Raw genomic sequence first — 23,661 nt, forward strand, 5'->3', positions numbered from 1 at the left:
CCCGCCGGCGACTACTGCTGGCGGGGTTCCATGTCCTGCGGGGGCTTGAGGTGGTCGCTCATCCACTCCAGGGCGGCCGGCAGCTCGCGGCGCCAGGTCTCGAAGCTGTGGCCGCCGTCGTCCAGGAAGAGCGAGTCGGCCCGGAAGTCGGGGTGCGCCTCGGCCGCCTGCTGGGCGGTGGCCAGGAACTGCTGGGTGGCCGCGTAGTCCTCCTCGGTGCGGGTGCTGATCACCAGCAGCGAGACCTTCGGCACCGGCAGGTTCTTCAGCCGCCAGTCCACGTCGCTGTGCAGGGCCGCGGTCTTGTCGCCGCCGAACAGGTCGCCGTCCGTCCACCGGTCGTTCGGCACCTGGTAGTCGGCGTGCATCGCGGTCGCGTTCGGGTAGACCGCCGGGTTGCGCAGCGAGAGCCGCAGCGCGCAGCTGCCGCCGGTGGAGTAGCCGAGCACGCCCCAGGAGGCGGGGGAGCGGCTGACCCGGTAGGTGGCCCGCAGGGCGGCCGGCACGTCCTTGGCGAACCAGGTCTCGGTCTTCGGGCCGTTCGCCACGTCCACGCACTCGGTGTTGCGCGGCGGGGCCACGCTCGGCCGGGCCATCACGATCACGGTGGGCGCCATCCGGCCGGTGCGCTCCAGCTCCCAGGCGGTCTGCGGCACCCGCAGCCCCTCCACCAGGTGCAGCGAGGGCCCCGGGTAGCCGGCCAGGGTGAGCAGCACCGGGAAGCGCTCCCGGGCGTACCGGGGCACGAAGTACTCCGGCGGCAGGTAGACGAAGACCTGGTCGGAGAGGCCGGAGGCGGTGCCGGTGATCCGCACCGAGTCGACCCGGCCGACCTCCTCGGGCTTGCCCTGCGGCAGGTCCTTGATCGTCTCCAGGCCGCCCTCGGTGCTCGGCTGGATCAGCGCCCCGGCCTTGGGAGCGGCCGCCTTGGGGTGGTCGGCGGCCAGTGCGAGGGGGGTGCCGCCGGGATGCAGCAGGTCGTTCCAGGAGGTGTAGAACCCGTAGCTGTTGTTGACCGACAGGGCCAGCACGCTCAGCACGGCCAGCTGAACCACCGTCAGCAGGGCAATCCGGCCGAGCATCGGCAGCGGCCGCTGCCGGGCCAGCTTGGGCCAGAGCCAGAGGATCGCGACCAGCCCGACCGCGCCCAGCGCGGCCAGCGCGTACACCAGCGGCCTGCTGGTCAGTTCCATGCCTTGCCTTCCCTCGTCGCGGCTGCGGGGCCAGGGTTCATCGTGCGGGCGCGCCCCGGCGGCAGCCACCGGGGTGCGCCGCCCGGGGCAGCGCCCCCACCTTTCGGTGGAAGGCGCGCCGGGGCGCTGCGGCCGGTGCAACCGAGGCTCTAGAATGCGGCGTCCACCGTGTGTAACGCGTGCGCCGCTGTCCCGTAGCGCCGTGGTGAGGCCCACCCTGTCCCCCAGGTGCTCGTCCCCCGAGAACGCCACTCCCCGGAATTACCGTCCGCGGAAGCTTTCTTGACGAGTTGATTGCCAGACGAAGGAATTGCCATGAAGGTCCCTCTCATCTCCTCCCCCGGAGTGACAGGAGAGTCCGGAACAGCCTCTACGCTGAGCAACCATGAGCGTTCCCGTGTCCGTTGAGCCGTCCCCCGAGCAGCACCGTCGCCGCGGTCTGCAGACGCTCCGTAACCAAGCCGCCGCCGTGCCCCGGGCCTGGCTCCCGGGTGCCGTGGGGTACGCCTGCCTGCTGATCGGGCTGGTCAACATCGCCAGCGCGATCTTCCCCAAGCTGCGCAAGACCAAGGTGCACACCTGGGCAGGCCAGCTGCCCGGCGGGACCACCACGCTGGCCGCCGCGGGCACCCTCATGGTCGGCATCCTGCTGGTGGTGCTCGCGCACGCGCTGCGCCGCCGCAAGCAGCGGGCCTGGCGGGCCGTCTGCGTGCTGCTGCCGGTGGGCGCCGCGCTGCACATCCTGCGCTGGCACCAGGTCGGCCCGGCCGTGGTCTCGCTCGTGCTGCTCGTGGTGATGCTGGTGCACCGCCGCGAGTTCTACGCCAAGGCCGACCCGCGCACCCGCTGGCGGGCGGCGTTCAACCTGGTCGTGATGGGCATCGTCAGCGTGCTGCTCGGCCTCTTGATCGTCAGCGTGCACCCGAGCTCCGAGGTCGGGCACCCGAGCTTCACCGACCGGCTGCAGCACGTGGTCTTCGGGCTGTTCGCCTTCGAGGGCCCGATGCGCTTCCACAGCGATCGGGTCGCCGACCTGGTCTACTACTCGCTGGCCGCGCTCGGCCTGGTCACCGCGCTCACCACCGCGTACCTGCTGCTGCGCCCGGAGAAGCCCGAGCCGGTGCTCACGGCCGAGGACGAGGTCAAGGTGCGCGCCCTGCTGGAGCGGCACGGCGTCCGCGACTCGCTGGGCTACTTCGCGCTGCGCCGCGACAAGAGCGTGCTCTTCTCGCCCACCGGCAAGGCCGCGATCTCCTACCGGGTGATCTCCGGCGTGATGCTCGCCTCCGGTGACCCGGTGGGCGATGTGGAGGCCTGGCCCGGCGCGATCAAGGTCTTCATGGCCGAGGCCCGGGCGCACGCCTGGGTGCCGGCCGTGGTCGGCTGCAGCGAGGTCGGCGGCGAGGTGTGGACCCGCGAGGCGGGCCTGGACGCGCTGGAGCTCGGCGACGAGGCGATCGTGGACACCGCGACCTTCTCGCTCTCCGGCCGCGCGATGCGCAACGTCCGCCAGATGGTCAAGCGGATCGAGCGCAACGGCTACTCCTGCCAGGTGCGCCGGGTCGGCGAGCTGGAGCTGGAGGAGAAGCGCCGGATCGCCGACGCCGCCGCCCGCTGGCGCGGCACCGACACCGAGCGCGGCTTCTCGATGGCGCTGGGCCGCTTCGGCGACCCGGTGGACGACGGCTGCGTGGTGGTCACCGCCCACAAGGCCCCCGAGGAGGGCGAGCCCGGCTACGCGACCGGGGACGACCTGCGCGCGGTGCTGCACTTCGTGCCCTGGGGCCCGGACGGGATCTCGCTGGAGCTGATGCGGCGCGACCGCGCGGCCGACCCGGGCCTGAACGAGCTGCTGATCGTCGCGGCCCTGCAGGAGGTGCCGGCCCTCGGCGTGAAGCGGGTCTCGCTCAACTTCGCGATGTTCCGCTCGGCGCTGGCCCGCGGCGAGCGGATCGGCGCGGGCCCGGTGCTGCGCGCCTGGCGCGGGCTGCTGGTCTTCCTCTCGCGCTGGTTCCAGATCGAGTCGCTGTACAAGTTCAACGCGAAGTTCCAGCCCGAGTGGGAGCCGCGGTTCCTGGTCTACCCGGCCACCCGCGACCTGCCCCGGATCGGCTTCGCCGTGATGCAGGCGGAGGCCTTCATCACCCTGGGCATGCCGAAGTTCGGCCGCAAGAAGCAGCGCCAGGGCCTGATGCCCGAGCCGACGGCGGTCTCGGTCACCGAGGCAGCCTGAGCCCGTGGGGGTGTGGGGAGCGGGGCTCCCCACACCCCCTTCTTCGATAATGACTGCATGACCACCCTCCCTGGCCTCCCCGGTCTCCCCCTGCTCGACCGCTGCGCGGTGATGGGCATCGTCAACGTCACCCCCGACTCGTTCTCCGACGGCGGGCTCTGGCTCGACCCGGCGGCAGCCGTCGCGCACGGGCTGGCCCTCACCGCCCAGGGCGCCGACCTGGTGGACGTGGGCGGTGAGTCGACCCGCCCGGGGGCCCAGCGGGTGACCGAGGCGGAGGAGTTGCGCCGGGTGATCCCGGTGGTCCGGGAGCTGGCCGCGGCCGGGGTGGTGGTCAGCGTGGACACCATGCGGGCCGCCGTGGCCGAGCAGGCGCTGGCCGCCGGGGCCCGGTTGGTCAACGATGTCTCCGGCGGGCTGGCCGACCCGGGGATGGCCGAGGTGGTCGCCGCGAGCGGCGCGCCGTTCGTGGTGATGCACTGGCGCGGGCAGTCGGCCGAGATGGACGACCTGGCGGTGTACGGGGACGTGGTCACCGAGGTGGCGGCCGAGCTGACGGCCCGGGTGGCCGAACTGCTGGCGGCCGGGGTCAAGGAGGAGCAGCTGGTCCTCGACCCGGGGCTGGGCTTCGCCAAGACGCTGGAGCACAACTGGGAGCTGCTCGGCGGCCTGCACGTGCTCACCGCGCTCGGCCGCCCTCTCCTGGTGGCCGCATCGCGCAAGCGGTTCCTGGGTACGCTGCTCGCCGACCCGGAAACCGGGGAGCTCCGGCCCGCCCGGCAGCGGGACGACGCCACGGCGGCCGTCTCGGCGCTCGCGGCCCAGGCGGGTGCCTGGGCGGTGCGGGTGCACGACGTGGCCGGCACGGCCGACGCCGTACGGGTGGTGGCCGCCTGGCAGCGGGCGGCCGGCGGGAGGGCCTGACCGACGGTTTGGGAGGAGAGGCATGGCGGGTGACGGCAGGGTGAGCGGCAGCGACCGCGCGGCGGAGCCGGAGCTGGACCGGGAGGCCGTGCTGGCGGCGAACCAGGCTCTCTACGAGGCGCTGGAGAACGGCGACCTGGAGGCAGTGGAGTCGATCTGGCTCGGTGCGGCCGAGGCCGACGACAAGGGCGGGGTGGTCTGTGTGCACCCCGGCTGGCCGGTGCTGCGCGGGCGGGCCCAGGTGACCCGCTCGTACATGCTGATCATGATGAACACGGAGTACATCCAGTTCTTCCTGACCGATGTCGAGGTGGAGGTGCAGGGCGATGTGGCCCTGGTCACCTGCACCGAGAACATCCTCTCCGGCGGCGAGGCCGAGGAGGAGGGCGAGCTGGGCCCGCTGGTGGGCGGCAAGGTCGTCTCGACCAACCTGTTCCGCCGGACGGTGGACGGCTGGAAGCTCTGGTCGCACCACGGTTCACCCGTGCTGACCAGCGGCGACGACGAGGACGAGGAATAGGCCGGACGTAGCGGCGGGCGGCGACGGGCGGGCCGCCCGGTCCGCGGGGCGGCACGCCCGCCGCCGTCAATCGCCGAAACGGCGCGTAGCGCGCCCGCACACGCCGGGCGGGACGGTCGGGGTCCGTCCGTTCCCGCAGGTAGATTCGAGTACGGCGGGCGCCCGTGCCCGCCGCAGTTGAGCTGGGAGAGTTGAGTTGCTGGACCGCGTCAGCCTGCGGGGCCTGCGTGCCCGGGGCCACCACGGCGTCTTCGAGCGCGAGCGCATCGAGGGGCAGACCTTCGTGGTCGACCTGGTGCTCTACCTGGACACCCGTCCGGCGGCCTCCGGGGACGACCTGACCCGCACCGCGCACTACGGCGTGGTGGCCGAGGAGGTCACCGCGATCATCGCCGGCGAGCCGGTCGACCTGATCGAGACCCTGGCCCAGCGGATCGCCGACCAGTGCCTGAAGCACGAAGCCGTCGAGGAGGTCGAGGTCACCGTCCACAAGCCGGACGCCCCGATCACCGTGCCGTTCGACGACGTCACCATCACCATCCACCGGGGCCGCGCGTGAGGTACGCGTACCCCGCCACCGCTCCAGCCGCAGAGGAACTCCGATGAGCACCAGCGACCCGACCGCCTCGCCGACCACGTTCGACCTGGAGCGGCGCGTCGACAGTGCCGATCTCACCCTGCACAACCCGCGCACCGCGGTGATCGCCCTCGGCAGCAACCTCGGCAACCGCCTGGAGACCCTCCAAGGCGCCGTGGACGCGCTGGAGGACACCCCGGGCATCCGGATCACCGCCGTCTCCGGCGTCTTCGAGACCGAGGCCGTGGGCGGCCCCGCCGAGCAGCCCAACTACTACAACGCCGTGGTGCTGCTGCGCACCACGCTGCCGCCGGGCCCGCTGCTCGAGCGGGGCAACGCGATCGAGGACGCCTTCGGCCGGGTCCGTGAGGTCCGCTGGGGCCCCCGCACCCTGGACGTGGACATCCTCGCCTACGAGGGCGTCACCTCCACCGACCCGCGCCTCCTCCTCCCGCACCCGCGCGCCCACGAGCGCGCCTTCGTGCTCGCCCCCTGGGCCGACGCCGAGCCGGACGCCGAACTCCCGGGCCTCGGCCGGATCACCGACCTGCTCAAGGGCCTCGGCGCCGAGGCCGAGGAGGCCGTCTGGCGCCGGGACGACATCCAGCTGCGACTGCCGGAGTAATCGGGCGCTGCCGTCGCTGCCGGCACTGCTGGATGTCGCCGGCGCCGCCGGATGTCGCCGGATGTCGCCGGCGCTGCCGGATCTCGCCGGCGTGGCCGGGCGCTGAGGGAGTGGCCGGGCGCGGCCGGGGCAGACGGTCGGGGCAGACGGTCGGCGGGGCTCCGGCGGGGTCGGGGGAGAGTCGGTGGGGCTCCGGCGGGAACTCCGGGGTGGGCGTCGGCCGTACGAGTAGGTGGTCGGTGGAGTGCGGCCGGTACCGTGGCCTGGCAGGGCCGCCGCCGGGTGTGCCTCGCCCGGCCGACCGGGGTGGTGCCGCTGGTGGCGCCGGCCCGTCCGTGCCGCCGTACCGCTGCTCGTCCGCACCTCCGCCAGCCCGTACCTCCGCCAGCCCGCACCTCCGCTCGTCCGCCGGGAAGGGACCCAGCCTTCGTGAAGCCGCTCCGCCTCCGCCTGCTCCTGGGTATCGCCGCCGTGGCGGGGGTGCTCGCCTGGGCCGGTGCCAAGCTCTGGGACTCCGTCGGGCAGCTGCCCGGGGTGCCGACCGCCGCCCCCATCGTGCTGGCGGTGGTCGCGGTGGTGCTGCTCGCCACGGCGATCTCGCTCCGGGCCCGGCTCAAGGCCGCCCGTGAGCGGCGGCCCGGCGCCAAGGCGGTCGACCCGCTGAGCGCGGCCCGGGCGGTTGTGCTGGCCCAGGCCAGCGCCCTGGTCGCGGCGGTGGCCACCGGCATCTACGCCGGGGCCGGCGTCTACCTGCTCGGCCTGCTGGACATCGCGGCCCGCAAGTCGCAGGCGATCACCGCCGGCTTCGCGGTGCTGACCGGCGCCGCCGTGGTGGCCGCCGCCCTCTGGCTCCAGCACGTCTGCAAGCTCCCCGAGGACCACAACGACCCGACCCCGGGCCCGGCCCCCTCGGCCCGCTGACGTCTCCTCAGTGTGCTCGTCCGCCGGCCTCGGTCGCGTAGCGGGCGAGCAGGCGGGCCGTCAGGTGCCCGGGCCGGTGGTCCGGCGCCGGCAGACAGCGCTGCCGGGCGGGGGAGTACTCGGTGAGCACGATCCCCGCGTGGTCGGTGGGCGACTCGTCCAGGGTGACCGGGTGCCCGTGGGCGGTGAGGGTCTCGTACAGGGTGCGGGACTGCTCGGCGGGCACCACCTCGTCCGTGCTGCCGTGGATCAGGTGGACCGGGACGGGAGCGGCCGCCGTCTCCCGTCGGGCTGTCCCGAGCGTCCCGAGCGCCTGGGCGGCGGCCAGTGGGGTGGTGCCGGTGGTCGGGGACGGGGTGGTGAACCCGCCCGCGATCGAGACCACGGCCCGGGGGCGCCAGTCGGACTGCCCGGGCAGGCCCTCCAGGGCGACGCTCACCGCGCACTTGCCGCCGAGCGACCAGCCGGCCAGCACCAGCGGGGTCCCTTCGGCGGCCGCGTACCGGCGGGCGAAGGTGACGGATTCGAGCAGATGTGCCATTCCCTGGTCGGGGGCGTCCGGCCGCCAGTCCGGGACCAGCACGGTCACTCCGAGGGCCGCCGTGGCCTGGGCCAACGTGCCGAGCACGTCCCGCTCGTCCGGCCCCCGGCCGTGCCAGAGCAGGACGGTCGGCCGGGGGTCCGCCGGGCCGTCCTCGGCCGGGGCGGGCCGGTGGATGTCGAGCAGCCGGCCGCTCGGGCCGTACTCCACCGTGTGCAGCGTGGACACGGGTGCCTCCTCGTTCGGGTGGTGCGCGGACGGGGCCGGTTGTCGTGACGTCAGGTAGGCGTCCGTGTACCCCAGGTGGCGCCGACGGTCTGTCAAGAGCCGAAAAGGGGCCCAGGCTGACAGGGTGCCAATTCGCACGCTAGTTTCTTTGCCATGTCACGCGGACGCCACCGTCATTCCTCAGTCCTCGGCCGCTCTGCGCCCATGATCATCGCAGGGGTGCTCACCGTTGCCGCGTTGGCCGCGGTGGTCGCCAGTCCGGACGGGGCGCTGGCCCGGTCGGTGGGCGTGGCGGCCGTGCTGGTCTCGGTCGGCCTCGGGGTGCTGCTGCGGCAGCGCGACCGGGACGGTCGGGCGGCGGCCGAGCTGGCCGCGACCCGGCGGCTGCGGGACGAGGAGCGGTTCGAGGAGCAGTTGGCCGAGGCCGAGTACGCGGCCGAGGTCGCCGAGGAGCGGGCGGCCCGGTTCGGGCGCCGGCTGACGGCGGAGAAGTCCCGGCTGGCGAAGGCCGAGACCGAGATCGCCCGGCTGCTCAAGGAGCGCGCGGTGATGGTCGCGGCCCAGGCCCTCAAGGACGCCGAGGCGGCCCAGAAGGCGCTCGCCGCGACCCGGCCCCGCCACCCCGTGACGGCGGCCGCCTACGTCCGGGCCGGCGCCGTCCTGCGCCACCTGGAGCGCGAGGCCGACCGGGTCGAGCGCCTGCGCGAGAGCGCGGCCAACCGCGCCCAGCTCGCCCTCCGTCCGGCCCCGGCCCTGGTCCCGGCCGCTACGGCGGCCCCGGCGTCCGTTTCGGCCGCCGTCGACGTCTCGGCCAACGCGCTCGCCCCGGTCGGTACCGGTTCGGTGGGCACGGGTTCGGTGGGTGCCGGCCTCGGTGCTGCTGCGGTCGGTGCTGCTTCGGCCGGCGCGGCGTCCGTCGGCGCGGGCTCGGCGGTCGAGGGTGCTCCGGTGGCTGCGCCGGGCGCGGGTGGCGCCGAGGGTGCCGCTCCGGCGGCGGGCGAGCGGGCCGTGCACGCGCTGCGGGCGGGGATCGAGGCGGCGCCGCTGCGGCCGGTGCTCACGGCGGCCGTGGAGCCGCTGGGCGGGGCGCAGGCGGCGGCGATCGTGCCGGCCGGGCGGTCACAGCAGCGGCCCCGGCCGCAGGCGGCCAACGGGCGGACCTTCAGCTTCTTCGGGCGGACCGCCACGCCGCTGCGCCCGGCCGCTCCGGCCCCGGCGGTCGGCAGCGTGACGGACCTGGCGGACGTGCTCGGTGACGAGGCGCTGGCCGAGACGGCCCGGTACGCCGAGCAGGCCGTGACCGAGACGGTGGTGGAGCCGGTCGCCGAGATCGCGCCGGTGGCGGCCGAGGCCGCCGCCGAGCACGGCCGGCCGGAGGTCGTGGACCTCACCACGGAGGACGACACCGTGGGCCTGGAGGTCTCGGAGCTGCGCGCCAACCACCGCTGAGCGGTACCGGGTGCGGAGAGGGCCCGCACCCCGTCGGGGGAGCGGGCCCTCTGTCGTTCGTTCGTGCGGTGGGCGCCGTGCGTACGGCAGGCCCGGGCTAACTTTGCCCTGGTGGCAAAAATGCGCGAAGCGCAGATTTACGGGCAGGGTAAGAATGGGCTCACAGCAAACTTGCCACCAGGGTAAGAATGATCCAGGGGTAAGGCATCAGAGGTTGACGCCGAAGTCCTGCGCGATGCCGGAGAGCCCCGAGGCGTAGCCCTGGCCGATCGCGCGGAACTTCCACTCGGCACCGTTGCGGTAGAGCTCGCCGAAGATCATCGCGGTCTCGGTGGCCGCGTCCTCGGAGAGGTCGTAGCGGGCGATCTCGGCGCCGCCGGCGGCGTTGAGCACGCGGATGTAGGCGTTCCGCACCTGGCCGAAGTTCTGCCCGCGCGAGACGGCGTCGTAGATCGAGACCGGGAAGACGACCTTGACGGCCTCGGCCGGCAGGCCGGCCAGGTTGACGTTGATCGACTCGTCGTCGCCCGCGCCCTCGCCGGTGCGGTTGTCGCCGGTGTGGACGACGGTGCCGTCCGGGGAGCTGGTGTTGTTGAAGAACACGAAGTGCCCGTCGGAGAGCACCTTGCCGCCCTCGTTCAGCACGATGGCGCTGGCGTCCAGGTCGAACTCGGCGCCGGTGGTGGTGCGGACGTCCCACCCCAGGCCGACGGTGACGGCGGACAGGCCGGGGGCCTCCTTGGTCAGCGAGACGTTGCCACCCTTGGAGAGGCTCACAGGCATGCTGGTGTGTCCCTTCGTCGCTTGCACGTTGAACGCTGCACATTGCACGTTGAACGCTGCACGTTGAACGCCGCGCGTTTGCGCGTTTCGTCGCTTCTGCCCGGAAGAACGCGGTGCGACGCTGGGATGGTTCCACGTCCGCCCGGGATCAGGGAAGACTCAGGGTCAGACGCGCGGGAAGCGTCCCTGGACGGTCCACACGTTGGGGTTGTCGGCCAGCCCGTCGTGCAGGTCTCCGAGGTCGGCGAGCACGTCCTGGAGGAAGTCCCGGGCCTCCCGGCGGAGGTCGGCGTGGCGCACCACGGCCGGCGGCTCGTCCGGCAGCCAGGTGGCGCTGATCTCGACCAGGCCGAACCGGCGGGCGAAGCGGAGCAGCTCGGTGTTCTGGGTGAAGTCCAGGTCGTAGGTCTGCACCCGGGCGGCCCGGCTGCCCTGCGGGTCCAGGTCGAGCTGCTCGACCGTGTCGCAGAGGGCCCAGGCGAAGTCGAGCACCGGCACCCATCCCCAGCCTGTGGACAGGTCGACGCCGTCCGCCTCCAGCCAGATGTCGCCGCAGAACAGGTCGTACCGGAGGCTGCGCACGGAGGCGGAGCGGTAGTCCGTCTGCGGCGGGTCCGGGAAGCGGTTGGAGAGGGAGTAGCCGAGCTCGATCACACCCGTCATTGTCCGGCACCCCGGGGGCGCGCGGCACCGGCGGGGCCGTGGCCGGGCGGACTGTGGATAACCGGGTGACCGGCCGGGGCGGGCGCGGGATGATGGGCGGCATGACTGAGCCCATTCGCGTACGGGGGTCGGTGGCCGTCCCGGACGCCGAGCTCGTCTGGCGCTTCTCGCGGTCCTCCGGCCCCGGCGGACAGCACGTGAACACCTCGGACACCCAGGTGGAGCTGCGGTACGACCTGGCGGCCTCGGCCGCCCTGCCGCCGGTGTGGAAGGAGCGCGCCCTGGAGCGGCTGGCCGGCCGCCTGGTGGACGGCCGGTACCTGGTGGTCCGGGCCTCCGAGCACCGCTCGCAGTGGCGCAACCGCGAGGTCGCCGCCGCCCGCCTGGCCGCCCTGCTCGGCGAGGCCACGGCCCCGCCGCCGAAGGCCCGCCGGGCCACCAAGCCGAGCCGGGGCATGGTCGAGCGCCGGCTGGAGAACAAGAAGCACCGTGCGACGCTCAAGCAGGGCCGCGGCCGCGTGCAGTGGTGACACCCGGCCGCGCGGTGCTGCTCCCGGGAGGGGGTGCTGCTCCCGGAAGGGTGGGTGGGCCGCGCGGAGCCAGGGGAGCGGCCCACCCACCCGGACGAGGGGGGTCAGACGACCGGCGTCTCCGGCGTCTCCGAGGTCTCCGGGGTCTCCGGGGTCTCCGGGTCCGGGTGGTGCAGGGCGTAGACCGTGTAGGCGTGGGCGTCCGGCTTGGCCAGCTCGGAGGCGCGGTCGCGGACGGCCTGGACGTTCGGGTCGGAGAGGGTCGCCTTGATGTCGGCCTTGCTGCGCCACTGGGCGATGTAGAGCACGCGCTTGCCGTCGTTGCTGGTGAGCACGTTCACCGAGAGGCAGCCCGGGCGGTGCCGGATGTACTTCTCGGCGCCCTCGCTCATCACCTCGGCCAGTTCCTTCTGCTTCTCCGGCTCGACGTCCAGGCAGTTGATCATGAAGGTGGCGCCGTCGTCGGTGCGCAGGATGGTCTCGCTCATGGGATCGGTCCTTCTCTCTCGGGTCGGCCAGGGGCTTTCGGTGGGTCGGTTCGACGGGCGGGGCTCAGGTGGGCCGCGGCAGCGGGTCGGCCCAGGTGCGGGCCAGTTCGACGGCCTGGGCCGGGTTGAGCCGGGGGTCGCAGTGGGAGGGCGCGGCGGCCCGGCGAGCCGGTCCGGGGGCCTGCGTCCCGAGTTCGGCGGGGTCGCCCCAGACGCACTCCGCCACGTCGAACGGGGTGGTCTCCAGATGGAGCCCGGCGGGGGTGCCGCCGGCCTCGGTGACGGCCTGTCGGAAGGCCAGCACCTCGGCGGCCAGCGTGCGGACCGAGCGGACCTTCGCGCCGCTCGGTGACTTGACGGTGTTGCCGTGCATCGGGTCGCAGAGCCAGACGACCCGGTGGCCGGCCTCCTGGACGGCCGTGACCAGCGGGGGGAGCGCGGTGGAGACCGCGTCCGCCCCCATCCGGGAGATCAGCGTGAGCCGGCCGCTCTCGCGTTCCGGATCGAGCCGGGCGCAGAGGGCGAGCAGCTCCTCCGGCCGCATGGTCGGGCCGACCTTGCAGGCGACCGGGTTGGCGATCCGGGCCAGCATCATCACGTGCGGGCCGTCCGGCTGTCTGGTCCGCTCGCCGATCCAGGGCAGGTGGGTGGAGGTCAGCAGGATCCGACCGCTCGCCGCCCGCCGCAGCAGCGGCAGCTCGTAGTCGAAGACCAGTGCCTCGTGGCTGGTCCAGACCGGGGCCCCGCTGGGCAGGGTCCAGGCGCTGGTGCGCTGCCGCAGGTGCGTCACGGCCGCCGCGGCGGCGTGGTAGCAGTCCAGCATCCGCCGGGGATCGGCCCGGCGGTCCGCCGGGGTCGGCTCGGGGCCGTTGATCAAGTGTCCCCGGTAGACCGGGAGTTCGACCCCGTCGACGAGCTCGGTGTCGGTGCTGCGCGGCTTGGCGAACTGCCCGGCGATCCGGCCGATCCGCAGCACCGGTCTGCCGGTGCCGGCCACCATCACCCCGGCCAGGGCGTCGAGCAGCCCGGCCTTGCGCATCACCGTCGAGGGGTCGCACTCCGCCGGGTCCTCGGCGCAGTCGCCGGCCTGGATGACCTCGTAGTGGCCGCTCGCCGCCTCCGCCAACAGGGCCCGCAGCTGGCGGACTTCCTCGTCGGTGACCAGCCCGGGCAGCCGGGCCAGCTCGGCGCGGGTGGCCGCCGCCCGGACGGGATCCGCCCAGGACGGCTGCTGCACGGCCGTGTCGAGGTCCAGCGGGAGGTGCTCGTCGAGGTCGACGGGCGAGTCGAGCGTCGTCAGGCCGGTCATCAGGCGGGGAGGTCGACGGACGGCAGCCGCCGGGCCATGGTCAGACCGTCCGCCAGCGGCAGCATGACCAGCTCGACCCGGCTGTCCCGGCGGGCGTGCTCGTTGAACGCGCGGATGGCGGCCGGCTTCTCGCCCGGGTGCTCGTCGATCACCTCGCCGTTGAAGAGGGTGTTGTCGACCAGCAGCAGCCCGCCCGGCCGCAGCCGCGGCACCAGCTCCTCCCAGTAGCCGATGTAGCCGGGCTTGTCGGCGTCGATGAAGGCGAGGTCCAGGTGCGGCTTCGGCGACATCGTGCGGAGCGTCTCCAGCGCGTCGCCGAGCCGCAGTTCGATCCGGTCGGCCACTCCGGCCCGGCCCCAGAACTCCAGGGCGAGGGCCGTCCATTCGGCCGAGACGTCGCAGGTGACCAGCGAGCCGTGCTCGGGCAGCCCCCGGGCCAGGCAGAGCGAGGAGTACCCCGTGAAGGTGCCCACCTCGACGATGTTGACGGCGCCGAGCAGCTTCACCAGGAAGGTCAGCAGCGCGCCCTCCTCGGGCGCGACCGTCATGTGCGCCTGGTCCGGGATGGCGGCCCTGGTCCGCTCGATCAGCTCGGCCAGCAGCGGGTCGGGGGTCATCCGGCCCTGGTTGAGGAGGTAGGTGTGCAGCTCGGGGGTGAGGGCCAGGTTCCGGGCGCTCAGGGTGTCGTTGCGCAGCATGGATTCTTCTCCCGTGTAGGTGGGATGGGACGCTGGTCTCGCGAAGCCGGGCCCGAAGTGCGCTGGGCCGTGGGGTGGTTCAGGCGGGGATGTCCGGCCGGGCGGGCCGCCAGGCCGTGTAGGCGCGGCCGACCGCCTCGGTCTCCACCGGGAGCCGCTCGGTGAACTCCCGGAGGTCGCCGGCGCAGTGCAGCTCGAACCGGCGGCGGCGCGCGGGCCGTTCGTGCCCCCGGACGAAGTACATGACGGTGGAACCCTGCGGTCCTCCCTCGTGCGGGTTGTGCCCGCCGCCCTCCCGGAGCAGCCCGGCCTCGGTGCGCCAGGCGGCGACGAGTGCGGCGAGCAGCGGCGGGCTGGGCTCGGTCACCACGAACGCGGTGTGCTGCTCGAACCCGTGCGCCACCTCCGACTCCTCGATCCGGGGGTGGAACGCCCGGCTGTCGCGGGGGAAGAGGAAGACCTCGACCGCGCCGTGCCGGCGTCCGTCGGGCAGGTCGAGGTGGAGCCGGGTGAGGTGCACCTCGCAGTCCGCCGGCTCGAGCCCGTACCGCTCGATCAGTCGGCGGCGGACCACCGTGCTCGGCACCGCCGGGAGCGGGGCCAGACCGAGCCGCTCCAGCTCCCGGAGCCCGGCCTCCAGGGTGCGGGGGAAGAGCAGCACGCCGCAGTGGTCGAACACGCAGGACCGCTCGGTCAGGGACGTGGCGTCCCCGTCCGCGACGACCGGGGCGAGCAGTGCGGTCGCCGATGCGGTCGAAGCGAGTCGGGCGTCGCGGACCGCCTCGTCCAGCTGGTGCAGGTCGGCGACGGAGAAAGCGCCGTCCCCGGGGATTCGGCCGAGGGGCCTCAGCCGTTCGGCTGCCTTGCCGGACGGGTGGGAAATGGACATCCAAACCTCCTGCCTCAGGACACCCCGGAATTCTGTGGCGCCGTTCCGCCGATTTGCAAGCCCCGAAAATGCCGTCCGGACCGGGAATTCCAGGCCCCCGACCCGGGTGACCTCGGCAGATGTGCGGAATGATCGCCAGAAGACGGCTGTTTCGGCTTTGTCGATGACATCCATCGGTGTGGCCGAACGTCATTCCCCGGCGATCTGGATTGATTTTCCTTAAGCTCGTCCGGGATTTCGCCCGCAGTCGTTCGCCGGCGCCGATCAATGGCATCGGCCGAGCCGAACCGCGGTGATCGGGAAGGAGTGCGCACCGCCCGGTGGTCGCGTTATAGGGGACTCTTATCGGCGGGTGCCGCGCCGGGCGGATCGGGATTCCTTATCGGCACGCGCTGGACGGTCCGTTCGAATTGCGCGCAGAATCCGTGCAGCAGAGCACTGACTTTTCGTCCTGCCGCCCGACGGAGGAACCTCGTGAGCGCTCCCCTGATGGAATCGACGAGAAAAATCCCGACGTTCACCGAAGTGACGTTCACCGAAGCGCTGGAGCGCGCGGCCGCCCGCCGTCCGGGCCCCGCGATCTGGGACGGGCACCGCTGGCGGAGCTGGCGCGACTGCCTGGAACAGTCCGAACGGACGGCCGGCGCCCTGTACGGCCGGGGGCTGCGGGCCGGTGACGTCCTGGCGGCCCAACTGCCGAACGGCTGGGAGCTGGTGGTGCTGCACGCCGCCACCGCCCGGCTGGGCGTGCTCCTGCTGCCGCTGCACTCCGCGTACGGAGTCCACGAGGTGCGGTCCCTGGTGGACCAGTCGGGCGCGGTGGCGCTGGTGCTGCGGGGCGCCCACCGGGGCCGCGACCGCGTCGCGGAGGCGGTCGAGCTGCGGACGCGGTGCACCACGCTGCGTCACGTCTGGCTCTCCGGCGACCCGAGCGACCCAAGCGACCCGAGCGCCGGGAGCGGCCCGAGCGCCGGGAGCGGCCCGAGCGCCGGGAGCGCTGGGAGCGCCGGGCTACCGAGCACGGCCGAGCTGCTCGACCCGGCCCCCGGGCCGGCCGCGGCGCTCCCCGACCCCCCGGCGGACCCGCGGAGCCCGCTGATGCTGCTCGCCTCCTCGGGGACGACCTCCCGGCACCCGAAGCTCTGCGTCCACAGCCACGGCGGCCTGCTCGGCAACGCGGCGGCCGTGGCGGCCGACAGCGGCCTCGGCTCGGCCGACACGGTCGTCTCCGCGAGCCCGCTCAGCCACGCCTTCGGCCTGCTCTCGGTGCACCTGGCCCTGGTGGTCGGCGGCCGGGTCGGCCTCTTCGACGGGTGGGACGCGCGGCGCTTCCTCGACACCCTGCGCACCACCGCGGCCACCGCCGCCTTCGCGGTGCCGGCCCAGCTGCGCGACCTGACCGCCCTGTCGGCGGGGGCCGTGCCCGCCGGCCCGCCGCTCGGCCTGCGGGAGGTGCGCACCGGCGGTGCGCCGGTGCCCCGCGAGCTGGCCGAGGGCGTGCGGCGGATGCTGGGGGCGCGGCTGGTGGTGCAGTGGGGGATGACCGAGATCGGGGCGGGCACCTGCCTGCGGCCGGACGACCCGCCGGAGGCCGTGCTCACCCTGGGGCGGCCGGTCTCCGGCGGCGAGGTCCGGGTGCTCGGCCCGGGCGGCGCACCCGCCGGGCCGGGCGAGACCGGGGAGCTCCAGTACCGCAGCCCCTACATGTTCCAGGGCTACCTGCGGGCGCCCGGGCTGACCCGGGCCGCGCTCACGGCCGACGGCTGGCTGCGCTCCGGCGACCTGGCCGCCCTCAACCCCGACGGCACGGTGAGCTACCGGGGCCGCACCGGCGAGCTGATCAACCGCGGCGGGCTGAAGTTCAGCGCGCTGGAGGTGGAGGAGCTGCTGGGCGACCTGCCGCAGCTGGCCCAGCACGCGGTGGTGGCCCGGCCCGACCCCCGGCTGGGTCAGCGCTCCTGCCTGCTGGCCGCCCTGCACCAGGGCACCGAGCTGACCCTCGAGGAGGTCACCGGCCACCTGGCCCGCAAGGGCCTGGCCACCTACAAGCTGCCCGAGCAGCTGGTCCTCGTCGACCGGCTGCCGACCACGGTGACCGGCAAGATCGCCCGCGCCCGGCTGGCGGCCATCGCGGAGACCGGCGAGCTCGCGGGCGGTGCTGCGGGCGGTGCTGCGGGGACCATGCGGGCCGAGCTCGGGGAGGTGCGGCGGTGAGCCCGCGGTCAGCCGCCCAGCTGCTTGCGGAGCACGGTCTGGAAGTTGATCAGGTTCGGGTTGGCGGCGTTGCGGTCCAGCCAGGTCATGGTCACCTCGGTGCGCAGATCGGTGTCGCCGATCTCCACCACGGCCACCTCGCCGCGGCCGGCCTGGGCCCGTACCGAGATCATCGGCAGCAGGGCGCAGCCCATCCCGGCGGCCACGCAGGCGCCGAGCGTGCCGATGCTCGACACCTCCGCGACCGGCTCCTTCGCGACGGTGCCGGCGAAGGCGGAGTCGAACATCTCCCGGAAGCCGCAGCCCTGCTCGGTGGCCAGGAAGGGCTCCCGGGCCAGCTCCGCCAGGTCGGCCCGGCCGCGCTCGGCCAGGCGGTGGCCCGGCGGCACGATGACGACCAGCGGCTCGTCGGCCAGCGTCTCCGAAGACAGGCCCGCGTCGGCCGGCGGACGGCCGAAGGTCAGGCAGAGGTCCATCTCGCCCCGGCGCACGGCCTGGTAGAGGTCACCGCGGTTGAGCTGCCCGACCCGCACCCTGGTCTGCGGGTACAGCTCGCGGTAGTGCGAGAGCACCCCGGGCAGCAGGTGCATGCCCACCGTCTCCAGGGTGCCCACCGCCAGCTCGGTACCGGGCCGGGAGACCGCGAACCGGGCGTCCTCCATCAGCTTGAGGATGCTCTCCGTGTACTCCGAGAGGATCGCCCCCTGCGTGGTCAGTCGAATCCGGCGCTGCGACCGGTCGATCAGCTCCACGCCCAGTTCGCGCTCGAGTGACTGGATTTGATCGCTCACGCTGGACTGCGCGTAATGGAGCTCCTTGGCCGCCTGCGTCACGCTGAGTGTCCGCGCGACGGTTTCGAACGTTCGAAGATGACGCAGTTCCACGAGCCCGAAGCCCCCCTGGACGACCTATCGACTGAGCCGATGGTACCCATAGCGCATTCCTCTCGTCACCACCCCCAAACCGGCCCCAACTCCCGTTCCCCGTCCGGTTCAATGGATTCACGCGCTCCTGGCTGAACGGCTCGGGGACGGAAATCGCATTCGGAAACCGAGGAGAAGACATGGCCACGCAGGCCGTTCCGCAGCCCGTCGTCGCACCCGAACGACCCGACAAGCCGTCCCGCACCCTGTTGATCGGGCTCTCGCTCGGCTACTTCATGGTCCTGCTGGACATGACGATCGTCTCGGTGGCATTACCCGCAATCTCGCGCTACCTGCACGTCGGGATGAGCGGGCTCCAGTGGGTGACCAACGGATACACCATCACCTTCGCCGCCCTCCTGCTCACCGCGGGCTGGCTGTCGGACCGCTTCGGCGGCCGGCGGACCTTCCTCACCGGGCTGGTGGCCTTCGGGGTGCTCTCCGGCGTCTCGGCCCTGGCCACCAACCTCTCCACGCTGGTCGTCCTGCGGCTGGCCCTGGGCATCGCCGGAGCGCTGCTGCTCCCGGCCTCGCTGGCCATCATCACCAACGTCTACACCGTGCCCGCCGAGCGGGCCCGCGCGGTCGGGTCCTGGGCGGCCATCACGGGTGCGGCGCTCGCCGCCGGGCCGGTGGTGGGCGGCGTGCTGACCGAGACGGTCGGCTGGCGCGCCATCTTCCTGATCAACGTGCCGCTGGCCCTGGTCAGCTTCGCCATCACCGCCAAGCTCGCCCCGGAGACGGCCCGCAAGCAGCGCAGCGGGCTGGACCTGCCCGGCCAGGTCACCGGCGTGGTCGCCCTGGCAGCCCTGGTGTACGCGCTGATCGAGGGCCCGGACAAGGGCTGGGGCTCGACCGGGGTGGTGATCGCCTTCGCGCTCGCCGTGGTCGCGGCCGCCGTCTTCCTCGGCGCCGAGAAGCGGGCCGGCGACGCCGCGATGCTGCCGCTGCGGATGTTCCGCAACAAGAGCTTCTCGGCCGCCCTGGTGGCCGGTCTGCTGGCCAACTTCGGCCTCTCCGGGCTGCTGTTCGTGCTCTCGCTGTACTTCCAGGACGGCCGGAACTACTCCTCGATCGCCGCGGGTCTGGCCTTCCTGCCGCTGACCCTGCCCACCGCCTTCAACCCGATCTTCACCGGCCGCCTGGTCGGCCGGATCGGATCGCGCCGCCCGGCCACCATCGGCTTCGTGCTGATGGCCGTGGGCGCCCTCGTCCAGGCCCCGTTCACCGACAACTCCGGCCTCGGGCTGGCCGCCACCATCGTCGGTCTGCTGGCTTTCGGGTTCGGCGTCTCCTTCGCCCTGCCCGCGCTGGTCGCCGGGGTGGCCGGCACCGTCCCGACCGAGCTGGCCGGCATCGGCGCCGGCACGCTCAACTCCGCCCGGCAGGTGGGTGCTTCGCTCGGTGTCGCGATCCTGGGCGTGATCCTCAACCTCGCCTCGTCCAGTGCGGCCGGCACCGAGCAGGCCCTGATCGTCGGCGGCGTGGCCCTGCTGGTCGGGGCGGTCATCTCCGCCACCGGCCTGCGCTCCAAGTCCCCCGCAGCCTGACGCCGGAGGGCAGCGCCGCCCGTCGCCCCCGTGCGGGCGGCGCTGCCTCCGCCGGCCCCACCTCCAGGAGGAACATTGGCAACCACCGCACCCTCCGCCCGGCCCGCAGCCGCCCGGCAGGCCCTCCGGGTCGACGGGGTCGATCACCTGGCCTTCGTCACCTGGAGGCCCCGCGAGACCCACGACTTCTACACCCGGGTGCTCGGTCTGCCCCTGGTGCACGCGATCACCGCGACCGGCTGGGTCACCGAGGACTACCCGGATTTCGTGCACTTCTTCTTCGACCTGGGCCGGGGCAACCGGATCGCCTTCTTCTACTACTTCGGCCTGCCGGAGGAGGAGGCGCCGAGCGACCTCATGCACCGCTCCCGGCACATCGCCTTCCACGTCGAGACCGAGGCCGAACTGCTGGCCTGGCGCGACCGGTTGAAGGCCCACGGGGTGCGGGTCACCCCGCCGCTGCCGCACGAACTGATCGAGTCGATCTACTTCGACGACCCCAACGGCATCCAGCTGGAGATCACCCGCCCGCTCCGCGAGATGTCCGGGATCGACGCCCGGGACGCCGAGTTGACGCTCCGCGCACTCTTCGACGTGGCCGAGTCCCCGGCCCCCTCGGCCCAGGCGCTCTGGCAGCGCAAGGCCGAACTGGTGCGCAAGAACGCGGAGGTGGCGGCCGCATGACGCTCGCCCTGTACGTCCTCGACGTACCCGAGTTCGTGCCCCTGGTGCGCGCCGCCGAGGCCGCCCGGATGACGTCCCGCCGGATCGGCGACTACGTCGAACTCTCGACCGCAGCAGACGAAGTGACGATCAGTCGGGCCGGCACCGGCATCCGCACCGCCGTCTGGCACGCCGCCCTGACCGGCGGACTCGACGCACGCATCGGCTCGTTCGACTCCGAGACGCTCCACCTGGTGAAGGAGGGACAGTGAGCAACTCAGCTTCCGGTTCTGCGGGTTCCGGTCCGACGGGTGCCGCTCCGACCGGCCGCCACCCGGTGCTGGTGGTCGGCGCGGGCCCGGCCGGGCTCAGCGCGGCCCTGGCGCTGCGCGCCGCCGGCCTGCCCGCGACGGTCCTCGACCGGCGCACCGCGGACACCGTCCGCCCGGGCAGCCGCGCCGCCTACCTGCACGGAGCGTCACTGCGCTCCCTGGAGGAGCTCCGGCCCGGCCTCGGCCACGAGATCGCCGGACGTGGCCTGATGTGGGCCACCAAGCGGTCGTTCTGGGCGGGCAAGGAGATCTACACCCGCACCTACGCACCGGTCACCAAGGACGGCCTGCCGCCGTTCACCAGCCTGCCGCAGGTGGTCACCGAGGACCTGATGGCCGCCGCCTGCCGCGAGGCGGGGGTGGACTTCCGCTGGGGCGTGGAGGTGAAGTCGGCCGAGAGCGGCCCGGACGGGGTGCGGCTGGTGGACGCCGCCGGCACCGAGTGGCGGGCCGAGTACGTGATCGCGGCGGACGGCTCGCGCTCGCCGCTGCGCGCCGCGATCGGCAGCCCGCTGGAGGGGCCGCGTTCGCAGAACACCTTCGTGGTGGTCGACCTCGAGGACGACCCGGCCCACCCGCTGCCGCTGGAGCGGGTCTTCCACTACAACCACCCCGCCGTCGGTGGCCGGAACGTGCTGATGGTGCCGTTCGCGGGCGGCTGGCGGGTGGACCTCAACCTGCTGGTCGACGACGACCCCGAGCAGTACGTCTCGCCCGAGGGGCTGCGGCGGTGGATCCCCAAGGTGATGCCCGCCTCGTACGGCGAGCGGGTGCGCTGGGTGTCGACCTACCGGTTCGCCCAGCAGGTGGCCGAGCACTTCACCGACACCCACCGCCGGGTGCTGCTGACCGGCGAGGCCTCGCACCTGTTCGCCCCGTTCGGCGCGCGCGGGATGAACTCCAGCATCCCGGACGCGATCCGGGCCGTGCGGGCCGTCCAGGGTGCGCTGGCCGCCCCCGGCCGCCCGGCGGCCGCGGCCGAGGTCGACCGCTTCGCCGCGGAGCGGCAGGAGGCCGCCCGCTACAACCGGGCCTGCGCGAGCACCGCCCTGGAGCACATGCTGGCGCAGCGCCCGTCGGTCTGGCTGCGGCGGCGGGCGGCTGCGGCGGTGGCCGTGGCCGGCCGCAAGGCCGGCGCCTGGCTGGACTCGGCGCCCTACGGGCCGAAGCTGGCGGCGCGCGGGGCGGCCAAGACCTCCTACTGACCCGCCGTACGACGGAGCGCGTGGTCGGCCGCGACGGCCGGCCACGCGCTCGACGCCGTCCCGGGGCCGACGGTCACGGCAGGGAGAGCGGGAGGTCCTTGAGCATCGCCCGGGCGGCGGCCCGGGCGGCGTCCACCAGGGAGTCGCCCGCCGAGGGGGAGAAGGCCAGGTGGACCGGGAGCGGCTCCGGCTCCGGGCCGAGCAGGCCGGCCGGCACCGGCCGGAGCGAGGGATCGCCGTGGTGCGCGCCGGCCGGGAGCACGGTGTAGGCCAGACCGGCCCCGACGGCGGCCCGGACGGCCAGCGGATCGGCGCACCAGGGGGCGGCCCGCCAGCGGACCCGGTGCTCGGCGAGGGTCTCGACGACCCGCCGGCTCAGGGCCGAACCGCCGCCGACCAGGGCCACCGGGAATTCCCCGCCCGGCAGGGCCGGCGCCTGGCCGAACCAGCTCAGCCGCACCCGTCCCAGCATTTCGCCGCGGGAGGTTTCCGCGCCGAGCAGAATGGCGGCGTCCAATTCCTCCGCGGCGATCTTCCCGGCGAGTTCCTCGCTCATTCCGGTGGTCACCGCGCAGCACAGCTGCGGGCGGTCCAGTGAAAGCTGGGCGAGCATGGTGCTCAGCCCGTCGGCGAAATGGACCGAGCAGCCCATGTTCAGTCGTTCCTGGGTGCGCAGCGCCGATACCGTGCTGAGCACCTCGGTGTTCAGCAGGAGCACCCGGCGCGCGTGCGCCACCACTTCCCGGCCGACCGGGGAGAGTCTGAGGGGCCGTCTGGTCCGGTGGAACAGCGGCGTTTCGACGACGCTCTCCAGGCGCTGGATCTGCTGGCTGATGGTCGGCTGCGTCACGTGCAGCGCCTGTGCGGCGCGGGCGAAACCGCCCTCGTCGACGACGGCGACCAGGGCCCGTAAAAGCTTCACTTCGATGTCACGTTGCAACAAAGCCCCCACACCCTTCTCTGGGCGGCTACCTCCGGAATGCCGTCCCCCGAATTGGAGAGGTGAACGAACTCATCGTCGCATAGTCATTGGTTGGTGTAGAGGTGCATCTATTCGTGACCGGATCGCGCGGGTGTCCGTCCGGCGGAGCTGGTGCGCCGCCGACCGGTGCACCGGCCCCCAGCTGCGGCGGGCCCGATGCGGATGGGCGGGATCCGGTGGGCCGCCGTCCGCATGGCCCGGGCGAGGAGGTCGGACCGGTGTCATTCGGCCAGTGCGCGGAGGTCGGCCGGACGGCGAGGTGACGGAGTGCCCGGGCTGGTGCGTCGGGGCGCGGCGAGTGGCCAAACAGCGGCCCCGGGGTGGTCAGCCGCAGCATGCCCGGCCGTGATCGCCGTGACGTCGGTCAGCCGAGTTGGCGGTAGCCGCCGCGGAAGTAGAGGAGCGGGCGGTCGGCCGGGCCGGGCACGCGGGCCTCCAGCACGCGGCCGAGGACCAGGACGTGGTCGCCGGCCGGGATGCGCTGCTCGGTGCGGCACTCGACGGTGGCCAGGGCACCCTCGACCAGGGGCGCGCCGGTGTGCGGGCCGCGGGTGTGCGGGGTGTCCGCGAAGAGCAGGCGGTCGCTGAGCCGGCCCTTCATCGCGAAGCGGGAGGCCAGGGCGCGCTGCTCCTCGCCGAGGAGCGAGACGGCCCAGCTGTCGACCCGGCCGAGGATCTCGTCCATCCGGGAGTCCTCGCGCACCGAGATCAGCACCAGCGGCGGCTCCAGCGAGACCGAGAGGAACGAGGTGGCCGTCATCCCGGCGTCCCCGCCCTCGGCCCCCTCCTCGGGGTCGTGGGCGGTCACCAGCGCGACGCCGGAGGCGAGCTGGGAGAGCGCGGCCCGGAACTCGTCGGGCGAGGCGACAGGGGCGGCTGCGTGCTGCGGGGACGTGTACACCCGATGCACGCTAGTCGGCGGGCCGCCGGTCCGGCATCGGGCGGGGGACGTAGGACCGCAGGCGGGGTGGCACAGAACGGGACGGAACGGGCGCCGACCCGCCGGAGCGCTCGCCCGAACGTGGGCGGGCTCACCCCCAGGGGTGAGCGGGCCGGGTCCGCCGGGCCGCACCGGCCTTCAGTCCCGCTGCATGGTCGCCGACCACCCATTGACCGTGAATATCCGGATACATCAGCATCCGTCCGGTATCTGGCAGCTGAACTGACGCGGATGAGTAGTCGATGAGCATGTGCACGGTGTGAGTTGAGTCACAACTGGTG

At 73.5% G+C, this 23,661-nt stretch carries 24 protein-coding genes; 13 read left to right on the top strand and 11 right to left on the bottom strand.

What is annotated here, in order from left to right:
- Positions 1-11 precede the first annotated feature (11 nt).
- Complete coding sequence (locus CFP65_RS21905) at positions 12-1,193, bottom strand: esterase family protein (RefSeq protein WP_104817781.1); 1,182 nt, start codon at positions 1,191-1,193, stop codon at positions 12-14.
- A 385-nt stretch (positions 1,194-1,578) separates the two neighbouring features.
- Between CFP65_RS21905 and CFP65_RS21910 the strand changes: the two genes are divergently transcribed.
- From CFP65_RS21910 to CFP65_RS21935, 6 genes are all read left to right on the top strand, one after another.
- Positions 1,579-3,426 (top strand): phosphatidylglycerol lysyltransferase domain-containing protein, encoded by a 1,848-nt coding sequence (locus tag CFP65_RS21910; protein ID WP_104817782.1) that lies wholly within the window; start codon positions 1,579-1,581, stop codon positions 3,424-3,426.
- A gap of 57 nt (positions 3,427-3,483) precedes the next feature.
- Positions 3,484-4,350 (top strand): dihydropteroate synthase, encoded by an 867-nt coding sequence (gene folP, locus CFP65_RS21915; protein WP_104817783.1) that lies wholly within the window; start codon positions 3,484-3,486, stop codon positions 4,348-4,350.
- A 22-nt stretch (positions 4,351-4,372) separates the two neighbouring features.
- On the top strand, positions 4,373-4,870 hold the full coding sequence (locus CFP65_RS21920; protein ID WP_104817784.1) for a nuclear transport factor 2 family protein: 498 nt from the start codon (positions 4,373-4,375) through the stop codon (positions 4,868-4,870).
- A 199-nt stretch (positions 4,871-5,069) separates the two neighbouring features.
- Positions 5,070-5,429, top strand: coding sequence for a dihydroneopterin aldolase (gene folB, locus CFP65_RS21925; RefSeq protein ID WP_104821035.1), 360 nt, complete (start codon positions 5,070-5,072; stop codon positions 5,427-5,429).
- A 43-nt stretch (positions 5,430-5,472) separates the two neighbouring features.
- Positions 5,473-6,072, top strand: coding sequence for a 2-amino-4-hydroxy-6-hydroxymethyldihydropteridine diphosphokinase (gene folK, locus CFP65_RS21930; protein WP_104817785.1), 600 nt, complete (start codon positions 5,473-5,475; stop codon positions 6,070-6,072).
- A 429-nt stretch (positions 6,073-6,501) separates the two neighbouring features.
- The gene (locus CFP65_RS21935; RefSeq protein ID WP_104817786.1) at positions 6,502-6,993 is read left to right on the top strand and encodes a DUF3180 domain-containing protein; all 492 of its coding nucleotides are present in this window, start codon (positions 6,502-6,504) and stop codon (positions 6,991-6,993) included.
- A gap of 7 nt (positions 6,994-7,000) precedes the next feature.
- Here the strand turns inward: CFP65_RS21935 and CFP65_RS21940 are convergent, their stop codons facing one another.
- On the bottom strand, positions 7,001-7,762 hold the full coding sequence (locus CFP65_RS21940) for an alpha/beta hydrolase (protein ID WP_104817787.1): 762 nt from the start codon (positions 7,760-7,762) through the stop codon (positions 7,001-7,003).
- A gap of 204 nt (positions 7,763-7,966) precedes the next feature.
- Here CFP65_RS21940 and CFP65_RS21945 point away from each other — a divergent pair, with 204 nt between their 5' ends.
- Complete coding sequence (locus CFP65_RS21945) at positions 7,967-9,211, top strand: hypothetical protein (RefSeq protein ID WP_158702306.1); 1,245 nt, start codon at positions 7,967-7,969, stop codon at positions 9,209-9,211.
- Between the two features lie 207 nt (positions 9,212-9,418).
- On the opposite strand, the gene CFP65_RS21950 is transcribed toward CFP65_RS21945, so the two are convergent.
- Together CFP65_RS21950 and CFP65_RS21955 are read right to left on the bottom strand one after the other, a co-directional pair.
- Positions 9,419-9,994, bottom strand: coding sequence for a TerD family protein (locus CFP65_RS21950; protein ID WP_104817789.1), 576 nt, complete (start codon positions 9,992-9,994; stop codon positions 9,419-9,421).
- Between the two features lie 165 nt (positions 9,995-10,159).
- On the bottom strand, positions 10,160-10,657 hold the full coding sequence (locus CFP65_RS21955) for a hypothetical protein (protein WP_371682444.1): 498 nt from the start codon (positions 10,655-10,657) through the stop codon (positions 10,160-10,162).
- A gap of 92 nt (positions 10,658-10,749) precedes the next feature.
- On the opposite strand from CFP65_RS21955, the gene arfB reads away from it, so the two are divergent.
- Complete coding sequence (gene arfB, locus CFP65_RS21960) at positions 10,750-11,187, top strand: alternative ribosome rescue aminoacyl-tRNA hydrolase ArfB (protein WP_104821037.1); 438 nt, start codon at positions 10,750-10,752, stop codon at positions 11,185-11,187.
- A 104-nt stretch (positions 11,188-11,291) separates the two neighbouring features.
- On the opposite strand, the gene CFP65_RS21965 is transcribed toward arfB, so the two are convergent.
- From CFP65_RS21965 to CFP65_RS21980, 4 genes are all read right to left on the bottom strand, one after another.
- Positions 11,292-11,675 (bottom strand): putative quinol monooxygenase, encoded by a 384-nt coding sequence (locus CFP65_RS21965; protein ID WP_104817790.1) that lies wholly within the window; start codon positions 11,673-11,675, stop codon positions 11,292-11,294.
- A gap of 64 nt (positions 11,676-11,739) precedes the next feature.
- On the bottom strand, positions 11,740-12,984 hold the full coding sequence (locus CFP65_RS21970; RefSeq protein ID WP_104817791.1) for a 3-deoxy-7-phosphoheptulonate synthase: 1,245 nt from the start codon (positions 12,982-12,984) through the stop codon (positions 11,740-11,742).
- Positions 12,984-13,682 carry an O-methyltransferase gene (locus CFP65_RS21975; protein WP_104817792.1) on the bottom strand — a complete coding sequence of 233 codons (699 nt, stop codon included), beginning with the start codon at positions 13,680-13,682 and terminating at the stop codon, positions 12,984-12,986. The genes CFP65_RS21970 and CFP65_RS21975 overlap by 1 nt, the downstream gene beginning before the upstream one ends.
- A gap of 79 nt (positions 13,683-13,761) precedes the next feature.
- Positions 13,762-14,571 carry a hypothetical protein gene (locus tag CFP65_RS21980; protein ID WP_104817793.1) on the bottom strand — a complete coding sequence of 270 codons (810 nt, stop codon included), beginning with the start codon at positions 14,569-14,571 and terminating at the stop codon, positions 13,762-13,764.
- 525 nt (positions 14,572-15,096) lie between these two features.
- On the opposite strand from CFP65_RS21980, the gene CFP65_RS21985 reads away from it, so the two are divergent.
- A complete protein-coding gene (locus tag CFP65_RS21985; protein WP_158702307.1) occupies positions 15,097-16,785 on the top strand; it encodes a class I adenylate-forming enzyme family protein in 1,689 nt (562 codons plus the stop codon).
- 8 nt (positions 16,786-16,793) lie between these two features.
- Here CFP65_RS21985 and CFP65_RS21990 read toward each other — a convergent pair whose 3' ends face one another.
- Entirely contained in the window at positions 16,794-17,669 is an 876-nt protein-coding gene (locus CFP65_RS21990; protein WP_104817795.1) for a LysR family transcriptional regulator, read from the bottom strand.
- Between the two features lie 179 nt (positions 17,670-17,848).
- Here CFP65_RS21990 and CFP65_RS21995 point away from each other — a divergent pair, with 179 nt between their 5' ends.
- From CFP65_RS21995 to CFP65_RS22010, 4 genes are all read left to right on the top strand, one after another.
- The gene (locus CFP65_RS21995) at positions 17,849-19,258 is read left to right on the top strand and encodes an MFS transporter (protein ID WP_104817796.1); all 1,410 of its coding nucleotides are present in this window, start codon (positions 17,849-17,851) and stop codon (positions 19,256-19,258) included.
- Positions 19,259-19,333: 75 nt separating this feature from the next.
- Positions 19,334-19,942: a VOC family protein gene (locus CFP65_RS22000; protein ID WP_104817797.1), complete on the top strand. Its 609-nt coding sequence runs from the start codon at positions 19,334-19,336 to the stop codon at positions 19,940-19,942.
- Complete coding sequence (locus CFP65_RS22005) at positions 19,939-20,193, top strand: hypothetical protein (protein ID WP_104817798.1); 255 nt, start codon at positions 19,939-19,941, stop codon at positions 20,191-20,193. The genes CFP65_RS22000 and CFP65_RS22005 overlap by 4 nt, the downstream gene beginning before the upstream one ends.
- Positions 20,190-21,458, top strand: coding sequence for an FAD-dependent monooxygenase (locus tag CFP65_RS22010; protein WP_104817799.1), 1,269 nt, complete (start codon positions 20,190-20,192; stop codon positions 21,456-21,458). Before CFP65_RS22005 ends, CFP65_RS22010 begins: the two co-directional genes overlap by 4 nt.
- Positions 21,459-21,531: 73 nt before the next feature.
- On the opposite strand, the gene CFP65_RS22015 is transcribed toward CFP65_RS22010, so the two are convergent.
- Together CFP65_RS22015 and CFP65_RS22020 are read right to left on the bottom strand one after the other, a co-directional pair.
- Complete coding sequence (locus tag CFP65_RS22015; protein WP_158702308.1) at positions 21,532-22,398, bottom strand: LysR family transcriptional regulator; 867 nt, start codon at positions 22,396-22,398, stop codon at positions 21,532-21,534.
- A 406-nt stretch (positions 22,399-22,804) separates the two neighbouring features.
- Entirely contained in the window at positions 22,805-23,341 is a 537-nt protein-coding gene (locus CFP65_RS22020) for a flavin reductase family protein (RefSeq protein ID WP_254552509.1), read from the bottom strand.
- Positions 23,342-23,661 lie beyond the last annotated feature (320 nt).

It is taken from the genome of Kitasatospora sp. MMS16-BH015 (assembly GCF_002943525.1).
Lineage (GTDB): Bacteria > Actinomycetota > Actinomycetes > Streptomycetales > Streptomycetaceae > Kitasatospora.

Excerpts from the sequence above, each read along its gene's own strand:
- CFP65_RS21905 (WP_104817781.1), bottom strand. The coding sequence starts at position 1,193 with ATGGAACTGACCAGCAGGCCGCTGGTGTACGCGCTGGCCGCGCTGGGC.
- CFP65_RS21910 (WP_104817782.1), top strand. The coding sequence starts at position 1,579 with ATGAGCGTTCCCGTGTCCGTTGAGCCGTCCCCCGAGCAGCACCGTCGC.
- folP (WP_104817783.1), top strand. The coding sequence starts at position 3,484 with ATGACCACCCTCCCTGGCCTCCCCGGTCTCCCCCTGCTCGACCGCTGC.
- CFP65_RS21920 (WP_104817784.1), top strand. The coding sequence starts at position 4,373 with ATGGCGGGTGACGGCAGGGTGAGCGGCAGCGACCGCGCGGCGGAGCCG.
- folK (WP_104817785.1), top strand. The coding sequence starts at position 5,473 with ATGAGCACCAGCGACCCGACCGCCTCGCCGACCACGTTCGACCTGGAG.
- CFP65_RS21945 (WP_158702306.1), top strand. The coding sequence starts at position 7,967 with ATGATCATCGCAGGGGTGCTCACCGTTGCCGCGTTGGCCGCGGTGGTC.
- CFP65_RS21950 (WP_104817789.1), bottom strand. The coding sequence starts at position 9,994 with ATGCCTGTGAGCCTCTCCAAGGGTGGCAACGTCTCGCTGACCAAGGAG.
- CFP65_RS21955 (WP_371682444.1), bottom strand. The coding sequence starts at position 10,657 with ATGACGGGTGTGATCGAGCTCGGCTACTCCCTCTCCAACCGCTTCCCG.
- arfB (WP_104821037.1), top strand. The coding sequence starts at position 10,750 with ATGGGCGGCATGACTGAGCCCATTCGCGTACGGGGGTCGGTGGCCGTC.
- CFP65_RS21965 (WP_104817790.1), bottom strand. The coding sequence starts at position 11,675 with ATGAGCGAGACCATCCTGCGCACCGACGACGGCGCCACCTTCATGATC.
- CFP65_RS21970 (WP_104817791.1), bottom strand. The coding sequence starts at position 12,984 with ATGACCGGCCTGACGACGCTCGACTCGCCCGTCGACCTCGACGAGCAC.
- CFP65_RS21975 (WP_104817792.1), bottom strand. The coding sequence starts at position 13,682 with ATGCTGCGCAACGACACCCTGAGCGCCCGGAACCTGGCCCTCACCCCC.
- CFP65_RS21980 (WP_104817793.1), bottom strand. The coding sequence starts at position 14,571 with ATGTCCATTTCCCACCCGTCCGGCAAGGCAGCCGAACGGCTGAGGCCC.
- CFP65_RS21995 (WP_104817796.1), top strand. The coding sequence starts at position 17,849 with ATGGCCACGCAGGCCGTTCCGCAGCCCGTCGTCGCACCCGAACGACCC.
- CFP65_RS22005 (WP_104817798.1), top strand. The coding sequence starts at position 19,939 with ATGACGCTCGCCCTGTACGTCCTCGACGTACCCGAGTTCGTGCCCCTG.